24 protein-coding genes, 1 pseudogene and 1 riboswitch are annotated in these 25,302 nt (G+C 35.6%); of the genes and pseudogenes, 9 read left to right on the forward strand and 16 right to left on the reverse strand.

What is annotated here, in order from left to right; genetic code table 11:
* Window positions 1–127 precede the first annotated feature (127 nt).
* Complete coding sequence (locus tag ACXVYO_RS10240; RefSeq protein ID WP_458466906.1) at window positions 128–1,429, forward strand: MFS transporter; 1,302 nt, start codon at window positions 128–130, stop codon at window positions 1,427–1,429.
* A gap of 14 nt (window positions 1,430–1,443) precedes the next feature.
* On the opposite strand, the gene ACXVYO_RS10245 is transcribed toward ACXVYO_RS10240, so the two are convergent.
* Window positions 1,444–2,226 (reverse strand): nucleotidyltransferase domain-containing protein, encoded by a 783-nt coding sequence (locus ACXVYO_RS10245; RefSeq protein WP_458466907.1) that lies wholly within the window; start codon window positions 2,224–2,226, stop codon window positions 1,444–1,446.
* Between the two features lie 121 nt (window positions 2,227–2,347).
* Window positions 2,348–3,457 (reverse strand): PRK06851 family protein, encoded by a 1,110-nt coding sequence (locus ACXVYO_RS10250; protein ID WP_458466908.1) that lies wholly within the window; start codon window positions 3,455–3,457, stop codon window positions 2,348–2,350.
* Between the two features lie 148 nt (window positions 3,458–3,605).
* Window positions 3,606–3,718, forward strand: a riboswitch (SAM riboswitch).
* Window positions 3,719–3,802: 84 nt separating this feature from the next.
* On the opposite strand from ACXVYO_RS10250, the gene ACXVYO_RS10255 reads away from it, so the two are divergent.
* Window positions 3,803–4,435, forward strand: coding sequence for a cyclase family protein (locus ACXVYO_RS10255; protein WP_458466909.1), 633 nt, complete (start codon window positions 3,803–3,805; stop codon window positions 4,433–4,435).
* A gap of 27 nt (window positions 4,436–4,462) precedes the next feature.
* Here the strand turns inward: ACXVYO_RS10255 and ACXVYO_RS10260 are convergent, their stop codons facing one another.
* From ACXVYO_RS10260 to ACXVYO_RS10290, 7 genes and pseudogenes are all read right to left on the reverse strand, one after another.
* Window positions 4,463–4,843 carry a hypothetical protein gene (locus tag ACXVYO_RS10260; protein WP_000424111.1) on the reverse strand — a complete coding sequence of 127 codons (381 nt, stop codon included), beginning with the start codon at window positions 4,841–4,843 and terminating at the stop codon, window positions 4,463–4,465.
* 224 nt (window positions 4,844–5,067) lie between these two features.
* Window positions 5,068–5,538: pseudogene (locus tag ACXVYO_RS10265) on the reverse strand (ATP-binding protein); the annotation flags it as partial.
* Window positions 5,539–5,722: 184 nt separating this feature from the next.
* The gene (locus tag ACXVYO_RS10270) at window positions 5,723–6,988 is read right to left on the reverse strand and encodes an S-adenosylmethionine decarboxylase related protein (protein ID WP_458466910.1); all 1,266 of its coding nucleotides are present in this window, start codon (window positions 6,986–6,988) and stop codon (window positions 5,723–5,725) included.
* A 236-nt stretch (window positions 6,989–7,224) separates the two neighbouring features.
* Window positions 7,225–7,893 carry a DUF2642 domain-containing protein gene (locus tag ACXVYO_RS10275; RefSeq protein WP_458466911.1) on the reverse strand — a complete coding sequence of 223 codons (669 nt, stop codon included), beginning with the start codon at window positions 7,891–7,893 and terminating at the stop codon, window positions 7,225–7,227.
* 178 nt (window positions 7,894–8,071) lie between these two features.
* Window positions 8,072–8,515 (reverse strand): spore coat protein, encoded by a 444-nt coding sequence (locus ACXVYO_RS10280; protein WP_076542054.1) that lies wholly within the window; start codon window positions 8,513–8,515, stop codon window positions 8,072–8,074.
* Window positions 8,516–8,536: 21 nt separating this feature from the next.
* Entirely contained in the window at window positions 8,537–9,070 is a 534-nt protein-coding gene (locus ACXVYO_RS10285) for a spore coat protein (RefSeq protein ID WP_458466912.1), read from the reverse strand.
* Window positions 9,071–9,306: 236 nt separating this feature from the next.
* Window positions 9,307–9,546 (reverse strand): helix-turn-helix domain-containing protein, encoded by a 240-nt coding sequence (locus ACXVYO_RS10290; protein ID WP_000993176.1) that lies wholly within the window; start codon window positions 9,544–9,546, stop codon window positions 9,307–9,309.
* A 179-nt stretch (window positions 9,547–9,725) separates the two neighbouring features.
* Between ACXVYO_RS10290 and ACXVYO_RS10295 the strand changes: the two genes are divergently transcribed.
* On the forward strand, window positions 9,726–10,094 hold the full coding sequence (locus ACXVYO_RS10295) for a hypothetical protein (RefSeq protein WP_097819450.1): 369 nt from the start codon (window positions 9,726–9,728) through the stop codon (window positions 10,092–10,094).
* A 194-nt stretch (window positions 10,095–10,288) separates the two neighbouring features.
* Here ACXVYO_RS10295 and ACXVYO_RS10300 read toward each other — a convergent pair whose 3' ends face one another.
* Window positions 10,289–11,338 (reverse strand): NAD(P)/FAD-dependent oxidoreductase, encoded by a 1,050-nt coding sequence (locus ACXVYO_RS10300; RefSeq protein WP_063262208.1) that lies wholly within the window; start codon window positions 11,336–11,338, stop codon window positions 10,289–10,291.
* A gap of 331 nt (window positions 11,339–11,669) precedes the next feature.
* Between ACXVYO_RS10300 and ACXVYO_RS10305 the strand changes: the two genes are divergently transcribed.
* Genes ACXVYO_RS10305 through ACXVYO_RS10315 form a run of 3 tightly spaced genes read left to right on the forward strand, consistent with a single transcriptional unit; the run spans window position 11,670 to window position 14,683 of the window.
* A complete protein-coding gene (locus ACXVYO_RS10305) occupies window positions 11,670–12,590 on the forward strand; it encodes an iron-hydroxamate ABC transporter substrate-binding protein (RefSeq protein ID WP_458466913.1) in 921 nt (306 codons plus the stop codon).
* A gap of 48 nt (window positions 12,591–12,638) precedes the next feature.
* Window positions 12,639–13,679 (forward strand): FecCD family ABC transporter permease, encoded by a 1,041-nt coding sequence (locus ACXVYO_RS10310; protein ID WP_458466914.1) that lies wholly within the window; start codon window positions 12,639–12,641, stop codon window positions 13,677–13,679.
* On the forward strand, window positions 13,676–14,683 hold the full coding sequence (locus tag ACXVYO_RS10315; protein ID WP_144565283.1) for an iron chelate uptake ABC transporter family permease subunit: 1,008 nt from the start codon (window positions 13,676–13,678) through the stop codon (window positions 14,681–14,683). The genes ACXVYO_RS10310 and ACXVYO_RS10315 overlap by 4 nt, the downstream gene beginning before the upstream one ends.
* A 45-nt stretch (window positions 14,684–14,728) precedes the next feature.
* Here ACXVYO_RS10315 and ACXVYO_RS10320 read toward each other — a convergent pair whose 3' ends face one another.
* The 3 genes from ACXVYO_RS10320 to mtnK are packed head-to-tail and all read right to left on the reverse strand — an operon-like array spanning window position 14,729 to window position 17,710.
* The gene (locus ACXVYO_RS10320; RefSeq protein WP_000926556.1) at window positions 14,729–15,370 is read right to left on the reverse strand and encodes an L-fuculose-phosphate aldolase; all 642 of its coding nucleotides are present in this window, start codon (window positions 15,368–15,370) and stop codon (window positions 14,729–14,731) included.
* Window positions 15,371–15,424: 54 nt separating this feature from the next.
* Window positions 15,425–16,468: an S-methyl-5-thioribose-1-phosphate isomerase gene (gene mtnA, locus ACXVYO_RS10325; protein ID WP_458466915.1), complete on the reverse strand. Its 1,044-nt coding sequence runs from the start codon at window positions 16,466–16,468 to the stop codon at window positions 15,425–15,427.
* A 12-nt stretch (window positions 16,469–16,480) separates the two neighbouring features.
* Window positions 16,481–17,710, reverse strand: a complete 1,230-nt coding sequence (gene mtnK, locus ACXVYO_RS10330) for an S-methyl-5-thioribose kinase (protein WP_458466916.1) — start codon at window positions 17,708–17,710, stop codon at window positions 16,481–16,483.
* Window positions 17,711–18,298: 588 nt separating this feature from the next.
* Between mtnK and ahpC the strand changes: the two genes are divergently transcribed.
* Together ahpC and ahpF are read left to right on the forward strand one after the other, a co-directional pair.
* A complete protein-coding gene (gene ahpC / locus ACXVYO_RS10335) occupies window positions 18,299–18,862 on the forward strand; it encodes an alkyl hydroperoxide reductase subunit C (RefSeq protein WP_000924420.1) in 564 nt (187 codons plus the stop codon).
* A 14-nt stretch (window positions 18,863–18,876) separates the two neighbouring features.
* On the forward strand, window positions 18,877–20,403 hold the full coding sequence (ahpF, locus tag ACXVYO_RS10340) for an alkyl hydroperoxide reductase subunit F (protein WP_000599491.1): 1,527 nt from the start codon (window positions 18,877–18,879) through the stop codon (window positions 20,401–20,403).
* Between the two features lie 49 nt (window positions 20,404–20,452).
* Here ahpF and ACXVYO_RS10345 read toward each other — a convergent pair whose 3' ends face one another.
* Together ACXVYO_RS10345 and ACXVYO_RS10350 are read right to left on the reverse strand one after the other, a co-directional pair.
* Window positions 20,453–21,061: an SAM-dependent methyltransferase gene (locus tag ACXVYO_RS10345; protein WP_458466917.1), complete on the reverse strand. Its 609-nt coding sequence runs from the start codon at window positions 21,059–21,061 to the stop codon at window positions 20,453–20,455.
* Window positions 21,062–21,212: 151 nt separating this feature from the next.
* Window positions 21,213–22,328, reverse strand: a complete 1,116-nt coding sequence (locus ACXVYO_RS10350; RefSeq protein WP_458466918.1) for a M20 peptidase aminoacylase family protein — start codon at window positions 22,326–22,328, stop codon at window positions 21,213–21,215.
* Between the two features lie 277 nt (window positions 22,329–22,605).
* Between ACXVYO_RS10350 and nhaC the strand changes: the two genes are divergently transcribed.
* Entirely contained in the window at window positions 22,606–24,027 is a 1,422-nt protein-coding gene (gene nhaC, locus ACXVYO_RS10355; RefSeq protein WP_458466919.1) for a Na+/H+ antiporter NhaC, read from the forward strand.
* Here the strand turns inward: nhaC and ACXVYO_RS10360 are convergent.
* Complete coding sequence (locus ACXVYO_RS10360; protein ID WP_458466952.1) at window positions 24,016–25,287, reverse strand: transcriptional regulator; 1,272 nt, start codon at window positions 25,285–25,287, stop codon at window positions 24,016–24,018. The two genes, nhaC and ACXVYO_RS10360, sit on opposite strands and share 12 nt — an antisense overlap.
* Window positions 25,288–25,302: the final 15 nt, after the last annotated feature.

Genomic DNA, 25,302 nt, shown 5'->3' on the forward strand with positions numbered 1-25,302 from the left:
CTTTCGCTGAATTTTGAGGTGGGGGTCTTACTGCCCATTAAAGCGGGATAAATCCCGATACAAGAAGGAAAATATTAACACAAAATAAAATAATATATTCATCTACAAATTAAAAGGGGTGAACATTATGCAACCTTCAGCTCCACCTCATCTAGAATCTACAGAAACTGTCTTTTCAAGCTCTATTACAAAACTTGTTGTTTTTATTTGTTGGCTAGCCATTCTAGCTGATGGATATGATTTAGGTATTTACGGTGCCGTTCTACCAAAACTCCTAGAAGACAAAAGCTGGGCACTTTCACCGACACACGCTGGTACAATTGCTAGCTATGCTTTATTTGGGATGTTTATTGGTGCTATTCTAGTTGGAACCATTACAGATCTAATTGGACGAAAATGGACACTTATATGCTGTTTAGCACTTTTTTCTATCACAATGGGCCTAGCTGCACTTGCTCCTTCCCCCGAATTATTTGGGCTATTTCGATTTATTGGAGGAATCGGATTAGGCGGTGTTATTCCAACAGCTTCAGCACTTACCGTTGAATATTCACCCAAAAAACGACAATCTTTTATTTATGCTCTTATGTTTACTGGCTATCCTTTGGGAATCGTATTAGGCGCTATTTTGTCTATGTTTATGTTAGAAGATTTCGGATGGAGAACTATGTTTGGCATCGGAATGATTCCACTGCTCCTCATTCCTTTCATTATCCGTTATTTACCTGAATCCATTCAATTTTTATTATCACGTAATCGCCAAGAAGAAGTAGACAAAATCCTTCATCGTTTTCAAATTGAATTCCATGAAAAAGATGAAATTCACCAAAACTCATCTAATATACGAAAGAAAAATGGATTCCTTACTTTATTCTCAATTGAATACAGAAAAGCGACGCTGCTTTTTTGGATCACTTATATAATGGGAATGTTTTTAATATATGGTTTAAATACTTGGTTACCACAGATGATGCGCCAAGCTGGATACCCTCTTGGATCTAGTTTATCATTTCTACTTATGCTAAATATTACTGCCGCTATCGGTGCATTATTTGCTGGAGCAATCGCAGATCGTATAGGAGCTAAAATTGTTATTAGCATCTCCTATCTTATGGCAGCTATATGTATTGGACTATTAACAATTAAACCATCTGTTACAATCATCTATCTTTTAATTGGTCTTGCTGGAATTGGATCAGTCGGCATTACTCAAATATTAAATGCATATGTAACACAATACTTCCCATCCCATATTCGAGCTACCTCCTTAGGCTGGGGACTTGGACTTGGCCGAGTTGGTGCAATCGCTGGTCCTATTCTTGTCGGCATTATTATGACAATGCAATACGACTTAGCATGGAATTTTTACTTGTTCTCATTCGCAGGTCTCATCGCAGCTATATCTGTTTTCTTTATTCCTACAAAATAAAAAAGAGCACAAACTCACTTGTGCTCTTTTTCATTTACTGCAAACAACATATCTCGAAACAATGTATTCAAACTCTCAATATCGATCCCTGGTCCCTTTTCAATTCCTTTTACATGTCGCTCATAGTAATGAATTTGTTCTTCTAAAAATTGATTCAAAACCTCAATTTTTAATCCAATATCTAATTCCGTACCTGCCTTTTTCTTTATTAACAACTGTTCAATTTCATCTAGTACGCTACGTTCTAATGATAATTCTGTAATCAATCGATCGAATTCTACAGGAGGCAAAGTTGTTTTCTCCTCTAACCACTTACAAGCTAAAATAGGACGTAATACATAAAAGTACTTTTTCAATTTTACATTCTCACCTTGCAAAAATTCACGATAATTTTTTGAAGCCATATGTAAGTAATGATATATCGTTGCTTTTGGATCAAATTGCTTATCACTCATTTGCTGAAGCTGTTCTGGAAAATGAGTGTTTTTCGAATAAAAAATCGGTGATCGAATCCATTCAAGTAAAGCTGGGTTTGACTTTGCGAATAGTTGTAACGCCTTTTTAATATCCCATCCACTTATATCTAAATCGTCACTAATCGGATACTCAATTACATCTCGTTTATCATGAATTGATAAATACCACTCTACGGGATGCATATAAACAAATCTAACATCATAATCGCTATCTTTCGATGGAAACCCCCAAGCACGACTCCCTGATTCTACCGCAAATAAAATTTTCACATCATTCTCTTTTTCAATTCTTTCTAACTCCGCTCTAATTTTCTCTCTCATTTCATACCCTCTCCATTTTTTGATTATTTCCTTGGAAATTCGACAAATATATTACTAAGTTTACTACATACTAAAATAGCTGTCAGAAAATTCCCGACAGCCTATCAAAATGCTTCATTTTTTACTTGTTCTTTTCTGATACACTAACCGCAATTCGTTCAAACTCTTTTTGAATCTCCTCTTTATATGCATCTACTTTTGAAAAATCCATAGCAGTAATATAAATTCGTTCTAATTTATCACGAACTGATTTCGCTTTCGCTAAGAAAGACATCGCCTCATTCATTTTTGCTTTATATTGAATCGAAACATCGCGAATTTCTGTCGCATACTTCTCATCCGTCCCTGGTGTCACAATAAGGGCATACATATCTATAATTTCATCACCTTCGCGGCTTGGAAAATATTCATGTGGTGCGGTGCTATCAAAAATTGCAAACCCTAATTCTCTTACGATAACCATATCAAGACTATTGGGGTCAAATCCACAATGATATACTTCAACTTCAAAGCCTTTTTCTTCTGCTGCCTTAGCTAATTTTTTGAGCATTGTTGATTTCCCAGAGCCTGGGCGTCCTTTTATAAAATAACGATGTGGTAATCCTTCTGTTAAATTAGGAACAAAATCAACTGCTCCTTTCGGTGTAGCCGCTCCTAAAAAACGATGTTTCACAAGCGATTGTTTCCCGCCTTTATCTGTAAATAGCTTCTGAATCAGCTGATCAGTTAGTTCATTTGCTTTATTAAAATCAATATTATTAATATATATTTTCTCCCACTCATCATGTATAACTAGTGCCTCGTTAAAACAAGCGTAAGCAGTTTGAAAAGCCTTGCTTGCTTCTGAAACAAATCGTTCAATTTCTACCTTCTGCTTTCTTAATTTATCTGAGTCCCAAGCAACCCCTAAATTGATATACTCCTCAACAACTCCTGGCGTTTTCGGTTCGATAACATGCGGAGATGTTCCATCAACAATTCCTACTTTTAACTTCGGGATAATGACACCATCAACCGATTTATTATCGGAAGAACAATGTAAAAATTCAATATCATATCCTTTTTCAACCCATTCACGACCTATTGCCTTAATTAAAGAAGATTTCCCGGTTCCAGGACCACCCTTTAAAATAAATAATCTGTCTAACCCTTTCAAATTCTCATCGTATAAATTATGAAATCCTCTAGCTGTATTTCCACCAGCGTAATAATTCAATACATTCCCTGTCACTGCACTCACTCCTTCGCAGCATTCTATTTACATAAGCTACAATATGCGAGCAGCTTTATTTGGGTGAATACCTATTTTATATTGCGCAAAAAAAGGAAATGAATTACAATTTAAATACAATGAATATTCAGAACTAAAATTTAATATGTCTTTATCAAGAGAGGCAGAGGGACCGGCCCTTTGACGCCCAGCAACCTCAGTTTATACAAACTGAATAGGTGCTAATTCCTGCAAAATGCATTGCATTTTGAAAGATAAAACGTAACTATTGTGTGCAAAACTCATCTTTCTTGATTATGAAAGGTGAGTTTTTTTATTTTAAAACATATATTGGAGGTATTTAAAGTGAAAGTAATTGACCTATCACAAACATTTGAAAACAATATGTCCCAATTCCCTGGAACACCAAAAATCAATTTAGGAGCCATTACAAGCGTTGAAGAGACAGGCTATCAAGTTACAGATTTTCATTCTGTCGTCCATGTTGGCACACATTGTGATGCTCCTGCACATTTCATTTCAGACGCAACGACTATTGACCAACTCCCCCTTGATCAATTTGTAGGCGAAGCCGTTCTTATCGATGTAACTCATATTCAAGAGCGAAAGTTACGTAAGGAAGTATTGCATAATGTTGATATACAAGAAGGGGATATTGTTATTTTCCATTCCAATCTATCTACTAAATGGAATACAGAAGCGTATGAAAAAGAAGCTTTTTATCTTTCTGAAGAATTAGCCGAAGAACTAGTTCAATTAAAAGTAAAATCGGTCGGTTTAGATTTTATTTCTCCTGACGAGGTAACGACAGAAACATCACCAATTCATCACATACTACTTGGGAATAATATTTGTTTAATTGAAAACTTAACAAACTTAGATGCCATTCACACGAAGCGTTTCTTCTTCTCAGCGGCACCTTTAAAAATTAAAGATAGCGACGGTGCTTTCGCAAGGGCATTCGCTGTAATTTTTTAAACAAACTATACAAAAAAGCAAAGATCATCATTGACCTTTGCTTCTATTTTTTTTATTTAAACTAAGAAAGAATTGCTCAACACGAGGACGTAACCAAGCCAAATAATCTTTCTCTTTCTTCTTTGTACAAGCTATTTCTTCCCCATCTACCATTCCGACAAGCTCTAGCTCTAACAGTTGCCTCGTAAATGCTAACATATTTATTTCTTCGTCTGGATACTCTTCTTTTAATTTCTCCTCAATTTCTCCCAATAAAAAACCGTCACGCATCATTGCCAATGCATCAATCCAAAGTGGCGGCATTTCATATTTTTCTCCTGTAATTGTATCTTTGACAATATAATTCTTTTGCTCTTTTCGAAATTGAATCGTGTGCAAGCATACAGTCGAATTTAATGTTAATTCCATCATACCACCTCTTTCATAATATCTGCATAGAAAAAAGGATGCGCGTGCACCCCTTCTTTTCCTAACACTACCGAACCGTTACATGAATAACAAATCTCATGTCGATATTTTCCTCCATTATAAACGAAGTATTTTATAAAAAAAACCCTTCTTTAAACATTTTATAAAATGTTTATATTTACACAACAAGAACACTTTTCTGAAAAATATTTTCTTCTAGTGCATTATACTGTCGGTAAAGAAATTTCCACTTTCGTTCCTATTCCCACGCTACTTTGAATCGCGATACTTCCTTGATGTTCCTTAATAATTTTAAATGTAATCATTAATCCAAGTCCCATACCATTTTCCTTTGTTGTGTAAAAAGCCTTTCCAACCTTCTCTAGCTTCTCCTTCTCTATACCAAAGCCTTGCTCATCAACAGACATGCACAAATGCCCTTCAGTTTTTCGATATGCACGGATATGAATATCTCCACCTTCTGGCATTGATTTTATTCCATTTTTAATAATATTTAATAACACTTATTTTAATCGTTTATCATCACCATTTATAACAGGTAAATTCCCATCTACTTGCGAATGAAATCCCACTCTATACTACACTGCATAACTTTCCATTAGCTGTACAACATATAAAAGGATTGCTCGTATATTACACCATTCATAATTTATTGGCTTTAGTTTCCCTAACAAATCCGTTAATTTTTTTAAATACTTTTAAAGCTTCTCTTTCCTCATAAAGTAAGCTTATAACTTTGTTCATATAAATACTCCTCATGATCAATACAAAAACTCTACATATTATCTTACTTTCAGAGCAATATGTAACCTTATAACGCGAAAAGGAAGGAGATTCCTCCTTCCTTTTCGTCACAACTTATATCCATCTTACCCGATCATGTAGCAGTCCATCCGTAAAATCATTTCCCCCTACTACAAAATCCTTCATATATAAATTTAAATATTCTCCATACTTACTTTCTGTATTTAATAATAATTCCTCTACATAATAGGCACCTTGTTTAAAGTTATCGAAAAGTAAACTACACAAACCAGCATAAATTCCGCATCCTACTTGAAAGTAAGTTGCATTTGTTTTATATTTACGAAAAACTTGACTGCTATTCATCACGTTATACATATATGTCTCGCTATTTTCATAAACGAGTAATACACCAACTAAATCCTCGCCAGCAATCTCTTCTTCCGCTGGATTAAATACTTTACGATTCCAGTTCCATAAATCTTCTACCTTATCTAAATTCTTCCTAATTACATTTGTTGTATACTCGTTAATTCGGTAAAGAAACCCAACTTCCATATTGAAGTTTTTCCCTAAAATTAAAACTTCCTCATGTGGCATTAAACAACCATAAAACTCTTTCTCTCCTAACTTTACTTTATACTCTGAAGCATATACATCTTCATAAAAATAAAGGGGACGATGATGACTCATATACATCGGATAACTCCATATCGCTTCATCTAGAAATCGCTCTACTGCCCATGAAGCATACAGTGTATGAGGCTTTATTAGTGCTGTATCATTCAAAAATGACGTATCATGTTCTACTATATAGCATGCTCTTGGCTTTTCATTTTGGCGCTCCTTCATAAGTTCAACAACCATCCACTGAACAACACCTGGATTCATACCTGAGCCTATAATTGCTTTTGTATTTGTAAACTTCTCTTTCTCCTTCTCAAACCTCGTATATCTTTCCGTAAGCTGAAAGCCGATTAAACTATCGTCCTGATCTACTGCCTCATTTTCCAAAGCTGAATTAATATAACAAATTCCAAGTTCATTACAACAACTTAATACTCTGATTGTATCTGCCCCTGAAACATCAATAACAACACTCGTACTACTTTCTTTTAAATGCTGTTTAAATGTCACTACATCTTGGAGGTCTATTTCGTATAAAAACAATTGATTTTTTAAATTTGGAAACAACTCATCATAATAAGTCCTATCTTTTTGTTTTATATCAACTAAATGAAATGTAACATTCTTTATCGTTTCATAAATCGGGTCTTTTTCATTTACTATCGCTTGATTTAAAATTGCTAAAACTGCTTTTGCTGCTCCACCAGCACTACCAAGTAATGTAATCGATAACGAATTCGGAAACTGCTCCACCAACAAAACCCCTTTAATATAGTAGTTAAGCAGTTCTCCCTCAAAAAACAAATTGAATATATGAAAAAATGGCTCGTACATATTTTATATAATTTTGCACAAGATTAGCTCTTCATAGATAAAGCTAACATATTTCTATTCAATTCATTTTTCCCCTCATATTCAAATCGAGCTAAATAAATAGGCTCGACCTTTTCTTCTGCATATAAAAGAAAAAGCCAGCCCTTTCAACTAGCTTACGGACAATGGACAGATTTTACATGTTGAATATTTACATACATTTTTGCATCACGTGCTTTTAATATTTCAATATGCCCTTCATCAATCTTCGCCATTTTTCCGATCTTATTAGATCCCTCACCTAAATCGAACACCATGATTTTGCCAGACATTTTAATAAGCTGTTCTTCAAATGTTCTAGCTAACGTAATATTTAATGGATTTACGGGGAGTTCATTTTTATTGAGGGCATAAGGCACTTGATTTTCTTTATACGGAATTAACCATTTCAAGTGTTTTAAAGATACATATACAGTTTTATAAACTGGACTATAAAAAACAATATAATCGTTCATTACGCTTGTAACATAACCATGTATTGGAGCATTTCCAGCTACATAAATTTCTGTAAAAATCCCTTTAGAGGTACTTAATACTTTTCTCAAAGAAATTGAAGGGGACTCCCTCTTAATTACAGAATCAACATCTGGTTTTGATATTTCTTCATCATGTGGTCTTAAAAATTTATAATATTGGACATGGTATAAAGATATATATACGTAATCTTGTCCATTATAAAGAACAACAATATCATTTCCTACGTCTATTAATACACCTTTAAATCTTTGTTCACCGATTAATTTAACATATATATTTTCTCCAATACTTTTGTTTAACTCATTCATCTATATCCTCCTTCCTATGAAATTACAATTTCCCTGTCTTTTATTCTAAAAATAATCAGGGGCAATGCTCTGTTTTTTAATAGTAAGAAATCCCTTTTCATATATCCAAAAATAATTACAGAGAAATATGAAATCATTCTTCATTTTCAATCATAATGCCCCTTTTATTTATTAAACATTATTCTTCTTCATTCTTTTTGTTCTTAACTATTTGACTCACACTCTTAACATGAGAATTAATTACATAAATAACCTCATAACCGTTTACTAGTGTAATATTTCCATCATGTATATCACTTAATAAACCTTCCACACACTCTGGTCCACCACGATTAATCTTTATCCATTTATACTTCAAGTCATTTAATACATCTAAAAAAGTATCTTCTTCCGCATAGAAACATGAACCATATTCTTCTTGTGCTTCTTTCACTTTTCTGACTAGACTCTTCACATGTTTCAGCTGATAATACACTAATTCTCCATGAGGTAATTGTAGTGCAAGGTAATCTTTTCCTAACAATAATAGTACACCTACTCGACTTTCCGGTCCGCGAAGATTTACTTTTACATTCTCACCGACTAACCCTTTGATTTGATCACAACATAATACATCCTCCAAATTCATACCCTCCTTTCTGTTTTATCTTCCTCTACTTGATTGTCTTAGTGCGCGAGCTCGACTTGAATTATTGCTGTTTTCATTACTTTTCTCATTGCTACTCTCATCGCTACCCTCATCACTCTCTTCACTTACTGGTGCATTATAATTAACACTCTTAATATGAGATAGTGCAATTAATACAACTTCTTCTTTAATAATCAATGTTACATAACCGCCAGAAACATCTTGTAAAATACCTTCAATTTTCTCTGGTCCACCACGGTTAATTTTCACCCAGCGGTATTTAAAACTTTGAAGTAACGTTTCAAAGTCTTCTGCAATGTCTTCTTCCGCCCATCCAAAATCACCTATTCCACCATCTTTTGTATTTTGGGTAATGCTTTTCAGATGACGAAGTTGGTAATAATGGTTTTCTCCTTTTTCATTCTCTAATCCGAAGTAGTCCGCACCTAATGATACTATTGTTCCTTTTTGAGATTCTGGTCCACCTCTGTTTACTCTTACATAAGATCCAATTAAGTCTTTCAAAAAATCCCAATGAAATAAACTCACGAGAAAACTCCTCCCATTAATTTATAAGCTTTTGCACTGATAGTATATGTATCTGTACAGGTTACGTTCTCTATGTTTGTCCTAGCTAGAAAAAAATATGCTTTTAACATGGTAGACTACTACCTATCAAAATTCCATGGAACGCCGGCGGGCTCTTTAGGCTTTTGATAGCTTTAGACAAAAAATCCCGTATGAAGATACATTTTTACATATCTTCATACGGGATTTCCCATCGTTTAATCTTCGTCTTTAACATCCATATCTTCTGGAATTGGTTCGTTTAATATTTCTTCCACTAATTGCTTATATTTTTCCATTTGTTCTAAATGTGTATTGAATTGTTCTTTATTTAATAAATATTGCTCTCCATCAAATAGCGCACGAATTTTCTTTTGCTGAATTAGCTCTTCAATATACGACTTTGGTAAATTCAAATACTCCGCAGCTTCTTCTACTGTTATATACAACGCGTTCATTCCTTTATTATTTTTTCCTATATACTGTATCTTACTTTATTTTTGTAAACAAATAAAAAAGATTTTGTAAATGCAATTTAAAAAGAAGGTGGATGCATTCCATATATTGTATAATAATATAGTAAGGATTTTTTAAATATAGAATGGTATTACCCATTTACACAAAGGAGAGTTAACATATGGCTACTCGTCACATCATTACAATGTTAGAAAAAACATTACAGGTTGAAACAGAAAACACAATTTCTCATTTAACTACATCTTTATCTGATCGTATTCTTTCTCAAAGCTCAGCAATACATGAAAACAATTGTTACCATACAATTGGGGAATGGTACAAAAATCATTTTTTATTCCAACAAGATGATTTCCTTTGGGCTAAATACGCTTTCTATGACGCATATTGTGAAGCTATAAAGGGACAAGGACATCTTACAAAACGCGTCCGTCAAATATTAGAATCATTGGCTCGAATGCATGGAAAACAGTACATTGCGTCTATATTAAATATGCCATTTCCTAACGAACGAGCTAAAGGGACAGCATAATGTAATACTGTTCTGCGTCAGCAAAACATAGATTCATTGTTTTCTAGGAAAATTTACAAATAAAACGTTCATATCACATAAACTGATGAAACCGGTGTCATTATAATGATTGAAAATATAGTAAACAGGAAAACCCCCATTTACCTCTCTTATCACTCGAATAGAGAAGTAAATGGGGGTATACTTGTTTTTTATTATTTCATCATCTGCTTGATCAATTCACGATTTCTTTTCTTAAATACTTCATTATGCGAAGAAACCATTCCATACTCGCTTGCATCTGGCTGAATAAATTGTTTCGCTTTATTTACAGCATTTCCAGCATCTTGGAACGCTCCCGCAATTAAGTGTAATTTCCCTTCATGCTTTAAAATATCTCCCGCAGCATATAATCCATCTACTGAAGACTCGCTATTTGCATTCCCTGCAATATAATAATTATCTATAATTGCAACGTCTAACTCACTATTTTCTAATAATGTAATGTCACGCTCATATCCATGGTTAATAATCACTTCTTCAATAGGCAAATGGGCAACTTCACCCGTCTCATGATTTGTTAATTCTACATATTCAATTGCTTCATGATTATCACCAGCAATTAATTTTGTAATAGAGGTATTAAAGAAACACTCCGCTGAGCTGTTCATAAGTTGCTTCACTTGTGCTTCATGACCAGATAATTCTTCTTTTCTATATGTTAAATAAACTTTTTTCGCAATTGGTTCTAACTCATTTGCCCAATCAATTGCCGAGTTACCTCCGCCTGAAATAATGACCGTTTTATCTTTGAAACGTTTTAACGATTTAACTGTATAATTTAAGTTTGATACTTCAAATCGCTCCGCACCTTCAATTGATAACTTTTGTGGATTTAATATACCACTTCCAGTTGCAACGATTACTGTTTTTGAAAAGTGTTCTTCTCCATTGCTTGTTTTTAACGTAAAAATCCCATCTTTATTACGAATAATGGATTCTATTTTTGTATTCAATACCACTTCCGGCTGAAATGTTAACCCTTGTTGTACCAGTTGCTCAATTAATTTTTCACCAGTAACCGGTAACAATCCGCCAATATCCCAAATCATCTTCTCCGGATAAACATGTATTTTTCCACCTAACTGTGGTTGAAATTCTATTATTTTCGTTTTCATCTCTCTGAGTCCACTATAAAAAGCTGAATAAAGCCCTGCAGGTCCCCCGCCTATCACGGTTACATCAAACAATTCTTCTCTATCCATTCACCTTCACTCCTCAGCTACTAATCATTGATTATCATTCTCAATAAAATATAACCTGTTTCCGCAAATTTTACAATCAAAATTACTATTGACAATACACCTATATAAAATTATATTATTTAAAGAATCAATAGTGATAATCATTATCATTTTGTTAATAATTAGCAAATTTGAGATTACATCTTCTTTCATTAATATGGTTAATACTATATTGTAAAATCTCGTATTCAAGATTATTAATACGTATTTTGTATTACCACTACTCTTTCAAAAGATTACAGTTAAACAAATTATTGTATACACATATCATCTATGTTAAAGGAGAAAGACAATGAAAAAGTTATTTATTTCACTAACAGTTCTTTTCGTTCTTATTATGAGTGCTTGTAGCAATGGCTCTACAGACAAAAAGAACGATGCAAAAGGTAGCAAATCAGAAACAATTACATACCAATCTGAAGATGGTAAAAAAGTAGAAGTTCCTGCAAATCCAAAACGCGTTGTTGTTTTATCATCATTCGCTGGTAATGTAATGTCATTAGGAGTAAATCTTGTTGGAGTAGATTCATGGTCTAAACAAAACCCACGTTTTGATAGCAAACTGAAAGATGTTGCTGAAGTATCAGATGAAAATGTTGAAAAAATCGCTGAACTAAATCCAGATTTAATCATTGGATTATCAAATATTAAAAATGTTGATAAGTTAAAGAAAATCGCTCCTACTGTAACATACACTTACGGAAAAGTTGATTACTTAACACAGCATTTAGAAATCGGTAAGTTATTAAACAAAGAAAAAGAAGCAAAAACTTGGGTTGATGACTTCAAGAAACGTGCACAAGACGCTGGTAAAGAAATTAAAGCAAAAATCGGTGAAGATGCAACAGTTTCTGTTGTAGAAAACTTCAACAAACAGCTTTATGTATACGGCGAGAACTGGGGCCGTGGAACAGAAATTCTGTACCAAGAAATGAAATTAAAAATGCCTGAAAAAGTAAAAGAAAAAGCATTGAAAGAAGGTTACTACGCATTATCTACTGAGGTATTACCTGAGTTTGCTGGTGATTACTTAATCGTAAGTAAAAACAAAGATACTGATAACTCATTCCAAGAGACAGAATCATATAAAAACATCCCAGCAGTAAAAAATAATCGTGTATATGAAGCAAACATGATGGAATTCTATTTCAACGATCCACTTACATTAGACTTCCAACTAGACTTCTTCAAGAAGAGCTTTCTTGGTAAATAATACAAACATGAGGAATTCTTAAATTAAGAATTCCTCTTCCTTTATTCTATGAACAGAAAAGATGTGAAACGAATGACAAAAGATCACGACAATCCACGTTCTATAGCTTTTACATACAAACTAATTTTGAGCATAATTGCATTCTTTCTTATTTTTATGGTGGCAATGGTATTAGGTGCTGCAGATACTTCAATAAAAGATGTATGGTTAGCACTCACTTCCTCCGCTAAAGGGGACAAACTATCTATTATTCGCGAAATTCGTTTACCACGTGAAGTAGCTGCTATTTTTGTAGGAGCTGGACTTGCTGTTTCTGGAGCAATTATGCAAGGATTAACACGAAATCCTCTTGCAGATCCTGGATTACTAGGGCTATCTGGTGGAGCAAATGCTGCGCTTGCACTGACACTTGCTTTCAACCCTTCCATCAGCTATCTTTACTTAACATTAGCTTGCTTTATCGGTGCTGCAATCGGTGCGATTATGGTATTTGGAATTGGTATGGTGAAAAAAGGCGGGCTGTCCCCTCTTCGAATTGTATTAGCCGGTGCTGCCGTTTCAGCATTTCTACTCGCAATTTCAGAAGGAGTCGGCATTTACTTCAAAATTTCACAAGATGTATCACTTTGGACTGCTGGGGGCGTAATTGGAACGACTTGGAGCCAGTTAAAAATTATTATTCCAGTCATTTCAATTAGTATCTTTATCGCTATCTTACTAGCAAAAAAATTGACAGTTCTTAGTTTCAGTGAAGAAGTGGCTATTGGACTAGGTCAAAAAATTATTGTTATTAAAACCATTCTATTTATCATTATTATATTACTTGCTGGTGCGTCTGTAGCGCTTGTCGGAAATATGGCATTTATCGGCTTAATGGTACCTCACATGGTACGTCCAATTGTTGGGCCTGACTACCGATTTGTTATACCGATGTCAGCAATTGCTGGAGCTTCCTTTATGCTACTTGCAGATACAGTCGGACGTACTATTAACGCTCCGTACGAAACACCAGTTGCCGCTATTGTCGCAATTGTTGGACTGCCATTCTTCCTATTCGTTGTACGTAAAGGAGGAAAAACATTCTCATGATGCAATCTATTCTAAGAAAACAACGTCTTATTATACTCGCTTTACTAATACTGACCATCACCACCATTGTAGTTGGAATGGGACTTGGTTCAGCATCTTTATCTTATGATCGACTACTCCCAACATTAATGGGACAAGGGACTTTTAAAGAGGAGTTTGTTTTATACTCTTTACGACTACCTAGAATTATTATTACATTATTAGCTGGTATGGCTCTCGCTTTATCAGGTGCTATCCTGCAAGGTATTACCCGAAATGATTTAGCGGAACCTGGTATTCTCGGAATCAACTCCGGGGCTGGTGTTGCTGTTGCTATTTTCTTTTTATACTTTCCAATAGATGTAGGTTCATTTCTTTACTTACTACCTGTCGTTGGATTTATCGGCGCATTTCTGACAGCTGTTCTAATTTACGTATTTTCTTATAGTAAATCAACTGGACTTCAGCCAATCCGACTAACATTAACTGGTATTGGTTTTTCATTTGCACTATCTGGAATGATGATTGTCCTTATTTCATCCGCTGATCGTATGAAAGTGGACTTTATCGCCAAATGGATTGCCGGAAATATTTGGGGAGATGACTGGGTCTTCGTTTTAGCAATGCTCCCATGGTTAATCGTATTAATTCCGTTCGTTTTCTATAAAGCAAATCGATTAAACATTCTAGCATTAAACGAACCAGTCGCAATCGGCGTTGGAATTGAAATTGAAAAAGAACGCAGATACTTATTAGTTGCAGCCGTTGCGCTTGCTGCTGCAGCTGTTTCCGTAACAGGAGGAATTAGCTTTGTCGGACTAATGGCTCCTCATATCGCAAAATCTTTAGTAGGTCCAAGACATCAGATTTTCATGCCTATCGCCCTTTTAATCGGCGGATGGCTATTGCTATTAGCAGACACAATCGGACGAAACATCGTTGAACCTAATGGCATCCCAGCAGGTATTGTCGTTGCTTTAATTGGCGCTCCTTACTTTATGTATTTGTTGCTTAAAAAGGCGTAAGAAACACCCTCAAGATTTTTTCTTGAGGGTGTTTTTTATTTCATTCTATTGCTGCCCATACCCTTCAAACTTCTTCGCCAAATTCGCCATCTCATCTTCTGGCAATAGCTTCGGCTCTCCGACGCTTTTCGTTTGATAATAAATTTGCGCACAAAACTCAATTTCTTCGGCAACAGTAAACGCCATTTTTATGTTATTTGCACCTGCAATTAAACCGTGGTTCTCAAGTAAAACGGCACGACGATCAATCATGCCTTCAAAAGCAGCATCTGCTAATTGCTTCGTACCAAATGTTTCATACGGTGCACAGCGTACATTCGGACCTGCGAAAGCAATTAAATACGATACTGCAGGAAGTTCCCATCCTAATGATGCAATCGTCTTCGCGTAAGGAGAATGTGTATGCACAAGCGCATTTATATCTTCACGCTTTCTATAATAAATAAGGTGCATATCAAGCTCACTTGATGGTTTTCTCTCTCCCTCTACCACTTCACCATCTAAGTTTAATATAACTACATCTTCAGGTTTTGTTTCATAATACTCTAAACCACTTGGGCTAATTGCAACAAGACCTTGCTCGCGATTGAAAATACTAATATTGCCGCCTGTCCCCTTTGTTAAACCGCTAGAAATCATTTTCTTTCCATACGCTACAATTTCTTCTCTTTCTTTTTGTAATAACATATACATCCCCCTAAGTATGAAGCTTATGATGACTGACTTTTTAAATCTATCTACTTATTGAAATAGTTTTTTTAAGTTCTCCGTAAACGGTGCTCTTACAATCCCTTTTTCCGTAATAATCGCTGTTACATTTTCATGTGGTGTGACATCAAATGCCGGATTATATACTTTACTTTCTTTCGGAGCAGAATATTGTCCAAAACGATTAATCACTTCAGAGGCATCTCTCTCCTCGATCGGAATTTCTTTTCCTGTCGGTGTTTTTAAGTCGATTGTCGGTGTTGGTGCTGCTACATAAAACGGAATGTTGTAGTATTTCGCCAAAATAGATACGCCTAATGTCCCAATTTTATTTGCTACATCACCATTTGCTGCCACACGGTCGCATCCAACAATCACCGCATCAATCTTTCCTTGTGACATGACCATAGCTGCCATATTATCCGTAATAACAGTAACATCAATCCCCGCTCGCTGTAGCTCTAATGCTGTTAACGTTGAACCTTGTAATCTAGGGCGTGTTTCATCTGAATAGATTTTTAAGTCCCATCCTTTTTCTTTCGCTAAGTACATTGGAGCTGTCGCAGTACCATACTTAGTCGTCGCTAACGCACCGGCATTACAATGTGTTAATACTCCCATTCCATCATGGAATAATGTTAGTGCATGTTCTCCAATTTGACGGTTAATTTCTTCATCTTCTCTATGAATCTCTTTTGCCTCTTCTAGCAATCTATCTTTCAACTGGGCGATTGATAAGTGTGCGTTCTCTGTCGCGACTGCCTCCATTCTTTCAAGTGCCCAAAATAAGTTTACTGCGGTCGGTCTTGATGTCGCTAAGTATGCACATACCTTTTTTACTTCCTCTATCAATTCTTCCACCGTATTTTGAGTAACTTCCTTGGCTCCTAAATACACACCATAAGCTGCCGAAACACCAATCGCTGGCGCCCCTCTTACTTTCATTACTTGAATGGCATCCCACACACTTTCAGCTGTCTTGAAAGATTCATAGACAATCTCATTCGGTAGTAATGTTTGATCTAATAAAACTAAAGCATCATCTTTCCACTGAATTGGTATTAATTGTTCTTCCATTATCTTCTCCCCTTACTTCGCATAGTGCATTGACTGTTCTTTTAACGTTTCTACAAAGCTTTTGCCTGTTTTATATTGATTCGCCTGTAAAATAAATTTCTTCGCTACTTGAAGGCAAATGCGTTCTGCTCTAGCACGTGCTTCCTCATTCTCAATACAAGTAATATCTTTTACTTTCGCTAGCCCAACAATACGACGAATTAACTCAAGGCCCGTCACTGCAGCTGTATCCTCTAATACAGATTGTAAATATACTTCGTTAAAGCCTTCTTCCTTCGCCATAATTTCTGTCACATGAATATTCCAAGCATCTAAAAACTTCTTCTTAAATAAATCAATTACCTCTATCATTGTCGATTGTAGCCAATTCATATACGTATCTTTCTCAGCCCCAGGATTCATAGTCGCATCTGCATTCACCCAAGCAAACATTAAATTCGCCATTACATTCCCAATGTCATATCCCATTGGTCCATAAAAGGCAAACTCAGGATCGATAACCTTTGTAGAATCATCTCTTACAAAAACAGAACCAGTATGTAAATCACCGTGAATAAGTGCCTGTGCATTCGTCATAAAAGAAAACTTAAGTTTTGCGGCTTCCATACGAAGCTCTTTATCACTATAAATATGCTCTCTAATCCATCCTTCATTTAATGGAAACAACTCATTACGCTTATTATGATTTGTAAATGGCTCAGCGTATACGAGATCCTCTGTTATCTCACATAATTCAGGATTTATATAGTTTTTCACAAGCTCCTTCTTCTCTTTATGATTCATTACAACATCCGATGTTAATAAAAGTGTGTTTACCAAAAAGGTCGTTAAATCATCCGCAAGCCTTGGAAACATTTGATGATTTATAAGTGCTGTACGTAATATTGTATGGTCTGATAAATCTTCCATTACGCAACAATTCATCACACTATCAAACAAATATACCTTTGGGACAAGCCCAGGTGCTAACTCCGCCTCTAACTGCAAAACATCTGATTCTATACGAATACGATTCGTCGACAACTTAAATTCATCTGAAATCCTTGCTGTATCCCCAGCTTGCTTTACAATGACAGAAATATTCTTCTGCTCATCCCAAACTCGGAATACATAATTTAAATTACCATCGCCTATTTCTTTACACTGTAACCCCTTTGCATCCTCAAACTTAGATAATTTCTTTTTCACATATACAATCACATCATTAGCTTCCATTAAAAAATACTTCGTGAACTTAGACATGGTTTCCCCTCCACACTAATTGTAAGCGTTTTCTAAAAGCTATAAAAAATAATAGGTTGAAAAATTTTTATCCTATATTATATCTTCTTCTTTTTGAAAGGTATATCTAGGTTTTATTATATCTTGTTAACATCTTGAGTCAATGTTTCTATATCACTGCAATATGCTTCCTAATTATATATTTGAGATGACAAAAAATGTTCAAAAAGATTCTAATTCATTTTATTTTATTTATCACACAATTCTTTGTAAAATAGAAATAAGCAATCCTTTTCAACTCCACAACTTCTAAGAAGTATTCTCTTCCTAACAATTTATACTTACACCATGTCTCTAACATACACACTACTCTTTTATATACTCATTGAAAATCGATTACATGAAAACTACCTTTTAATTCTCTAACAACCTTAATTGAGAATAAATATTAATTAAATTGATATAAAGTTGGTTTATTCTCTTGACAAAATAACCACTTCTATATGATAATTAATATCGAATTAGAATTATTATAGTTAATTAAAAAATATATTTTATGAGCACACTATTTTTTGATGCTCAAAACCAACATTTAGGAGGAATTTTAATATGTTATTAATCGGCACAGAAGTAAAACCGTTTAAAGCTAACGCTTACCATAATGGAGAATTTATCCAAGTTACTGACGAAAGTTTAAAAGGAAAATGGAGTGTAGTTTGTTTCTACCCAGCTGACTTCACATTCGTTTGCCCAACTGAACTTGAAGACTTACAAAACCAATATGCAACTCTAAAAGACTTAGGCGTTGAAGTATACTCTGTATCTACAGACACTCACTTCACTCACAAAGCATGGCATGATAGCTCAGAAACTATCGGCAAAATCGAATACATTATGATTGGTGACCCAACTCGCACAATCACTACAAACTTCAACGTTTTAATGGAAGAAGAAGGTCTTGCTGCTCGTGGTACATTCATCATCGATCCAGACGGCGTTATCCAATCTATGGAAATCAATGCTGACGGTATCGGCCGTGACGCAAGCATTCTTGTTAACAAAATTAAAGCAGCGCAATACGTACGTAACAACCCAGGTGAAGTTTGCCCAGCTAAATGGCAAGAGGGTTCTGCAACACTTAAACCAAGCCTTGACCTTGTAGGCAAAATCTAAGGAGTTCGATCAAAATGATACTAGATGCAGATATAAAAACACAACTATCCCAATACCTTCAGTTAATGGAGAACGATATTTTACTTAAAGTAAGCGCTGGAGACGATGACGTATCTAAAGATATGTTAGCTCTAGTAGACGAATTAGCTACTATGTCATCTAAGATTACAGTAGAAAAAGTTGAATTAGAGAGAACACCAAGCTTTAGCGTAAATCGCCCTGGTGAAGACACTGGTGTTGTATTCGCTGGTATTCCATTAGGACACGAATTTACTTCATTAGTGTTAGCTTTACTACAAGTAAGTGGACGCGCTCCAAAAGTTGAACAAAAATTAATCGATCAAATTAAAAACATTCAAGGCGAATATCATTTTGAATCTTATATCAGCCTAAGTTGTCATAACTGTCCTGATGTTGTACAAGCTCTTAACGTAATGAGCGTTCTAAACTCTGGTATTACACATACTATGATTGATGGCGCTGCATTCAAAGAGGAAGTAGAAAGCAAAGACATCATGGCAGTACCAACAGTTTTCCTAAACGGCGAATCTTTCGGAAGCGGTCGTATGACTCTTGAAGAAATTTTAGCTAAAATGGGTAACGGTCCAGATGCATCAGAGCTTTCTGATAAAGATCCATACGATGTTCTTGTTGTTGGTGGCGGCCCTGCTGGTGCAAGTGCAGCGATTTATGCAGCACGTAAAGGCATCCGCACTGGTATCGTTGCTGAGCGCTTCGGTGGTCAAGTAATGGATACTATGGGTATTGAGAACTTCATCAGCGTAAAACGCACTGAAGGTCCTAAGCTAGTAGCAAGCCTTGAAGAGCACGTAAAAGAATACGACATCGATGTAATGAATCTACAACGTGCAAAACGTTTAGAGAAAAAAGAACTTATTGAAGTGGAACTTGAAAACGGCGCTATTCTGAAAAGTAAGAGCGTAATCGTTTCAACAGGTGCTCGCTGGCGTAACGTTGGCGTACCAGGTGAAGCTGAGTTCAAAAATAAAGGTGTAGCATACTGCCCACACTGTGACGGTCCATTATTCATTGGAAAAGACGTAGCAGTTATCGGTGGAGGTAACTCTGGTATTGAAGCAGCTATCGACTTAGCAGGTATTGTTAAGCACGTAACTGTTCTTGAATTCATGCCAGAATTAAAAGCTGATGCTGTATTACAAGAGCGTCTTAACAGCTTACCAAATGTAACTGTTCTGAAAAACGTTCAAACGAAAGAAATCACTGGTACTGATAAAGTAAACGGTATTTCTTACATCGACCGTGAAACTGAAGAAGTTCATCACGTTGAATTACAAGGTGTATTCGTACAAATCGGTCTTGTTCCAAACACAGACTGGTTAGGCGAAACAGTTGAACGCGCTCGCGGTGAAATCGTAACAGACAAGCACGGCGCTACAAACGTACCAGGAGTGTTTGCTGCAGGTGACTGTACAAATAATCCGTACAAACAAATCATCATCTCTATGGGTTCAGGTGCAAACGCAGCTTTAGGTGCATTTGATTACTTAATCCGTAACTAATTATATAGACGTGAGTAAAGAAAAGCAGGTGCCAAGGCACCTGCTTTTCTTATAATCTTAATGTATAAACTAAAAACCTCTCATTCCCATTCTTCTCATAAGCCCCAGGCAACCTTACTTCTCTCTTCAATTCAAACGCAGTCTGGTTCTCTAAGAAGAAAATATAATCTTCAGAAGGATAGTATAAAATAATATCTACTTCTCTCTCCGCCTCTTCTACCGAAAGTAAAATATTATTTACTACGTTCATAAATACTTGTACAGAAAATGGATTAAAGAAATAAAACCGATTATCACGTGGATCAATCTCATATTCCTGCGCTAAACAATATTCAAACCCAATTTTATCTTTACTGTTTCTTACCTTTCGTGCATAGCGCTCACGGTTTTCCATCGCTTCTTTATAAAACTCTTCATTCATTTCAATTCCAACCGCTGAAGCACCACACTTATGATGCATGTAAAAGTTTAATCGTCCTTTTCCGCATCCAAAGTCTACAACCCGGTCGCTACTTCTTATTTCATATTGATTTAATAGTTCATCTAATCCGCTATATGGCGTCGGTTCATAACGGTGATAATGCATAGATTTATTAAAGCCCTTTTGCTCACCGACAGTTTTTATATGTAATACAGCATCGTAATATTGTTCGTTCATTTTTCTTCTCCTATTAGAAAATGGTACTTATTATTATACACCATGTACCGGAGAGGGATTTTTCATTGCATTAATTGGTTCGTGAAATTATATCGACGATTTTTTTTAATATATCGACTTACCGACAATTCACGAAAAAAACAGGAGCTCTCTAGCTCCTGTCCTCTAGTACTTTCAATACAGTTTGTTTCAATATTTCTACCCCATCCATAATACAACTATGATCGAACTTCATATACGGATGGTGTAATCCAGGTTGTAGGTTTGCCCCTAGCCCAAGCATAACAGCTTTTAAATGTGGTCTCTTCACTGTGTAGTAATGGAAATCATCACTTCCTGTCGTATACAGTGGTCCAGTGCATCCCTCTTCCCCGTATACTTCAAGAATGCCTTTTCGCATAAAGCGCTCAGCTTCTTCTGAAACTTCAGCTCCTGGTGCGAGATCGATCCACTCATAAGATACTTTAGATCCCATTGATTCAGCCGACAAAATTACTCGCTCTATTTTTTGCTTCAATTCATTTAGTAATATGTTATTTTCTGCTCTTACATCTAAGCTAAAATGCCCGTTACCTGGAATGATATTTAGATTATCCCCGCCAGCTTGGCACCTCGTCATCTTCACTGAATATGAACTTTGCGGTGGTAGCCATATATTTTTCAAACCGATATTGATCATAGAAATTACATCAATTGCATTTATCCCTTGATGCGGACGTGCCCCATGTGCATCATCTCCATGAATCGTTCCTTCTAAAAATCCTGCTGCTCCGTGACGAATAGATGGAGCAGCTTGTTTCAAAGGTAGTTCTTCAATCGGGCGCAAATGAACACCGAATAGGAAATCTGCATCCTCCACGGCACCCTTCTCTACCATCTTTAAAGAACCATTTCCCTTTTCCTCTGCCGGCTGAAAAATAAATCTAACTGTTCCACTATTCCATCTCATATTTTTCAATTGTAAAATAAGCCCCATCACAATTGTCATATGAGCATCGTGACCACATGAATGATTCGCTTTAAATTCTCCGTCCACTTCTTGCCATAGTGCATCCATATCGGCACGAATTGCAATAACTGGGTTTCCGCTTCCGATTTCCGCAATCACGCCTGGACAATCATCAAATATTTTATATGAAATTCCTTCTTCTTTTAAAAAGTTAGTAATATACGCTGTCGTTTCATACTCTTTCCAACTCACTTCAGGGTTTTCATGTAAGTGCTGAAAAATTTCAGTTAAACGCTCTTGTAGTTCTAATGTTTTCAAAGCTACATTCTCCTTCCCAAATTCCAAAACCATTCAGGTTAATTATACTTATGAAAAACAGATGTTTTTATGAACATATTGAATTTTAAGAAAAAAGTCAATTGTTTATTTTCAAATACGATCGACAACTTATTTCCACTCACTTCATAACGATAGAATATTCCTTATTTTCTGTTTTTTTATTGACGCTCCTATCAGTCTTTAGTTATTATAATTTAATAACGTCTATTTTGCGACAATTCTAAAAATATAAACATCCATAATGAGGAGGCAGTTTATGAAAAAAGAAATACCTTTTGGCGTAGCAATAATCCCTATTATTATTACAGTTGCAGTTATGATGGTTACAATTGTTGTATTAAAACAAAGCCCTCACGTCCCACTTATTATCGGTACTACCGTTGCTTCTATCGTCGCTTGGCGTTACGGTTACAAATGGCACGATATTGAAGAAGCGATGTATAAAGGAATTCGCCTCGCATTACCCGCTATCGTTATCATTATTCTAGTAGGTTTAACGATCGGTGCTTGGATTGGCGGCGGAATCGTCGCAACAATGATTTATTACGGTTTAAATCTTTTAACTCCATCACTATTTTTAGTTTCAATTACAATTATTTGTTCTATTGTTGCATTAGCTATCGGTAGCTCTTGGTCTACAATGGGAACAATTGGTGTTGCAGGAATGGGAATTGGACTAAGTATGGGAATCCCAGCTCCAATGGTTGCCGGTGCTATCATTTCCGGTTCTTATTTCGGCGATAAAATGTCACCGCTTTCAGACACAACAAACTTAGCCGCAGGGTTAACAAATACAGATTTATTCACACATATTCGTCATATGTTATTTACTACAATACCAGGTTTAGTTATTACTCTTATCGTTTATGCGTTCTTGGGAAGAAGCTTCGGTGCTAACAATATTGATGCAAAAGGTATCGATCAAACGTTACAAGTGTTGCAACAAAACTTTGTTATCTCACCTTTCCTATTAATCATACCTGTAGTCGTTATGGTATTGGTCGCTAAAAAGGTTCCTGCGATCCCAGCTATTCTCGTAGGTATTATTTTAGGATTCTTATCACAAGTCTTTATTCAAGGCGGTTCTGTCTCCGCTTCTGTCGGCGCACTCCAAAATGGATTTGTTATAGACACTGGCAACAAGCTAGTAGACGAACTCTTTAACCGCGGTGGCTTAGATTCGATGATGAATACGGTTTCTATGACAATTGTCGCTATGACTTTCGGAGGGGTACTGGAACATACTGGAATTCTCCGCTCAATTGTAAACCAAATTTTAAAATTAGCGACATCAGCAAAAGGACTTATCGCTTCTACTATCGCATCTTGCTTTGCAACCAACCTTACTTGCTCTGAACAATATATTTCGATTGTTGTTCCTTCAAGAATGTACGCAAATGCATACACAGAAAAAGGACTACATTCTAAAAATTTATCCAGAGCATTAGAAGATGGCGGAACATTAACTTCTGTTTTCGTACCTTGGAATACATGTGGTGTATTTATTCTCGCAACACTTGGAGTTGGCGCATTCGAATATGCTCCTTATGCTATATTGAATTTCATCGTACCTATTATTTCAATCCTTTACGGCATAACTGGTCTCACAATTACGAAACTATCAGACATTGAAAAAGCAGAACTACTAAAAAAGCAAAAAGCTCAATTAGAAGCTTAAAGATAACGGTAAATTCAGTTCATATATTGCACGAGGGCGCCCTTGTTGATAGGGCATTTCCTCGCCGCAAATATGAGCATACCCATAATCAACTAGTTTCTTTAATAACCTTTCTGTTGATCGGCGGGTCACTTGTAAGTATTCAGAAAGATCTGCTGCTGTAAACTTCAATGATGAATGTGATTGACTAAATTGAATAATTTTTGATAAGTTTGCTGGACTAAGTTTCGTTTCCTTCGCTATTTTCATGAGTTCCGGGTTTTCATTCTTCAAACTTTGTACCCTCTGTTCTTTCGGGAACGGACCAAATAGTTCTTTATCACTTGTTAGTATATAAAAGCAGTGGTTTATTGGATTATTCTTCGCGAAATTTTGAGCGATTTTAGCATTTTGCTCCGCTTCTTTCACAGTTTTTCCGTAACCAAATCCAATAGCTATCGTTCCTTCTATACTCGCAAATAAAGTATTTATCATATTTGTTTTTATAATCGATTCAATATCACCACGAGTCGTATACAAAATGAACGTCATTTCATCAACTTTTTTAAATGAACCATGTAGTGCTTTTGAAATAGCATCTAATTGCTCAAGCAAACCTACTCGTAATTCTAAAGAAGAAATCATACAAGCACCAACAGTAGCTGAATGGCTTTTTACTAACTCAGCTTTTATTTTTGCATCTTTTAACCCATGTATAATCGATTGCTTCGGATCTATCATACGCTCTGAAGGAATACCTATTTTTTGAAGTTCATCATAGACAGCGTGGATACTAGTTAAAGCTAAATGAGCTTCTCCTGATTGATATTTAGCTATATGAAAATCCATAACTCTATTTATCTCATCTTTACTCCACAGCATATTTTCATAATCAAACACTTGTGGACTTTCTTTTATACCGATATCATGGAACACATTTGTAATGAATGAGCGGTCTACTAAATCAATTGAAATTTTATGTGGTTGAATCCGTTGGTGATACATGATAGAAAGAATGGAAGATACGACCGTTGTCTCGTCTTGCTGTAAATACGTACTTGGAATTCGTAATTGTTCTCTTATTTCTTTTGCCATATAATAAGGTAAAGCACCTGAGAAAAAGATGAAGTCACAAGGCTTTAAACGCTTTAATAGTTCAGAAGATTCTGCCGGATGAAGGTAAATATATGGATCAATCTCTATTTCTTCTAATTTATGAGCAATAGGTAAAAGTGTCTCCATAAACTCTTTTGAACCGACGACTGCAATTTTTATCATTATTTTTCTAACTCCTTA

It is taken from the genome of Bacillus sp. BC08, assembly GCF_054326875.1.

Excerpts from the sequence above, each read along its gene's own strand:
- mtnA (WP_458466915.1), bottom strand. The coding sequence starts at position 16,468 with ATGGAAGAACAATTAATACCAATTCAGTGGAAAGATGATGCTTTAGTT.
- ACXVYO_RS10345 (WP_458466917.1), bottom strand. The coding sequence starts at position 21,061 with ATGAACGAACAATATTACGATGCTGTATTACATATAAAAACTGTCGGT.
- ACXVYO_RS10240 (WP_458466906.1), top strand. The coding sequence starts at position 128 with ATGCAACCTTCAGCTCCACCTCATCTAGAATCTACAGAAACTGTCTTT.
- ACXVYO_RS10300 (WP_063262208.1), bottom strand. The coding sequence starts at position 11,338 with ATGGATAGAGAAGAATTGTTTGATGTAACCGTGATAGGCGGGGGACCT.
- ACXVYO_RS10275 (WP_458466911.1), bottom strand. The coding sequence starts at position 7,893 with ATGAATGAGTTAAACAAAAGTATTGGAGAAAATATATATGTTAAATTA.
- ACXVYO_RS10305 (WP_458466913.1), top strand. The coding sequence starts at position 11,670 with ATGAAAAAGTTATTTATTTCACTAACAGTTCTTTTCGTTCTTATTATG.
- ACXVYO_RS10320 (WP_000926556.1), bottom strand. The coding sequence starts at position 15,370 with ATGTTATTACAAAAAGAAAGAGAAGAAATTGTAGCGTATGGAAAGAAA.
- nhaC (WP_458466919.1), top strand. The coding sequence starts at position 22,606 with ATGAAAAAAGAAATACCTTTTGGCGTAGCAATAATCCCTATTATTATT.
- ahpC (WP_000924420.1), top strand. The coding sequence starts at position 18,299 with ATGTTATTAATCGGCACAGAAGTAAAACCGTTTAAAGCTAACGCTTAC.
- mtnK (WP_458466916.1), bottom strand. The coding sequence starts at position 17,710 with ATGTCTAAGTTCACGAAGTATTTTTTAATGGAAGCTAATGATGTGATT.
- ACXVYO_RS10315 (WP_144565283.1), top strand. The coding sequence starts at position 13,676 with ATGATGCAATCTATTCTAAGAAAACAACGTCTTATTATACTCGCTTTA.
- ACXVYO_RS10290 (WP_000993176.1), bottom strand. The coding sequence starts at position 9,546 with ATGAACGCGTTGTATATAACAGTAGAAGAAGCTGCGGAGTATTTGAAT.
- ACXVYO_RS10310 (WP_458466914.1), top strand. The coding sequence starts at position 12,639 with ATGAACAGAAAAGATGTGAAACGAATGACAAAAGATCACGACAATCCA.
- ACXVYO_RS10295 (WP_097819450.1), top strand. The coding sequence starts at position 9,726 with ATGGCTACTCGTCACATCATTACAATGTTAGAAAAAACATTACAGGTT.
- ahpF (WP_000599491.1), top strand. The coding sequence starts at position 18,877 with ATGATACTAGATGCAGATATAAAAACACAACTATCCCAATACCTTCAG.
- ACXVYO_RS10260 (WP_000424111.1), bottom strand. The coding sequence starts at position 4,843 with ATGGAATTAACATTAAATTCGACTGTATGCTTGCACACGATTCAATTT.
- ACXVYO_RS10245 (WP_458466907.1), bottom strand. The coding sequence starts at position 2,226 with ATGAGAGAGAAAATTAGAGCGGAGTTAGAAAGAATTGAAAAAGAGAAT.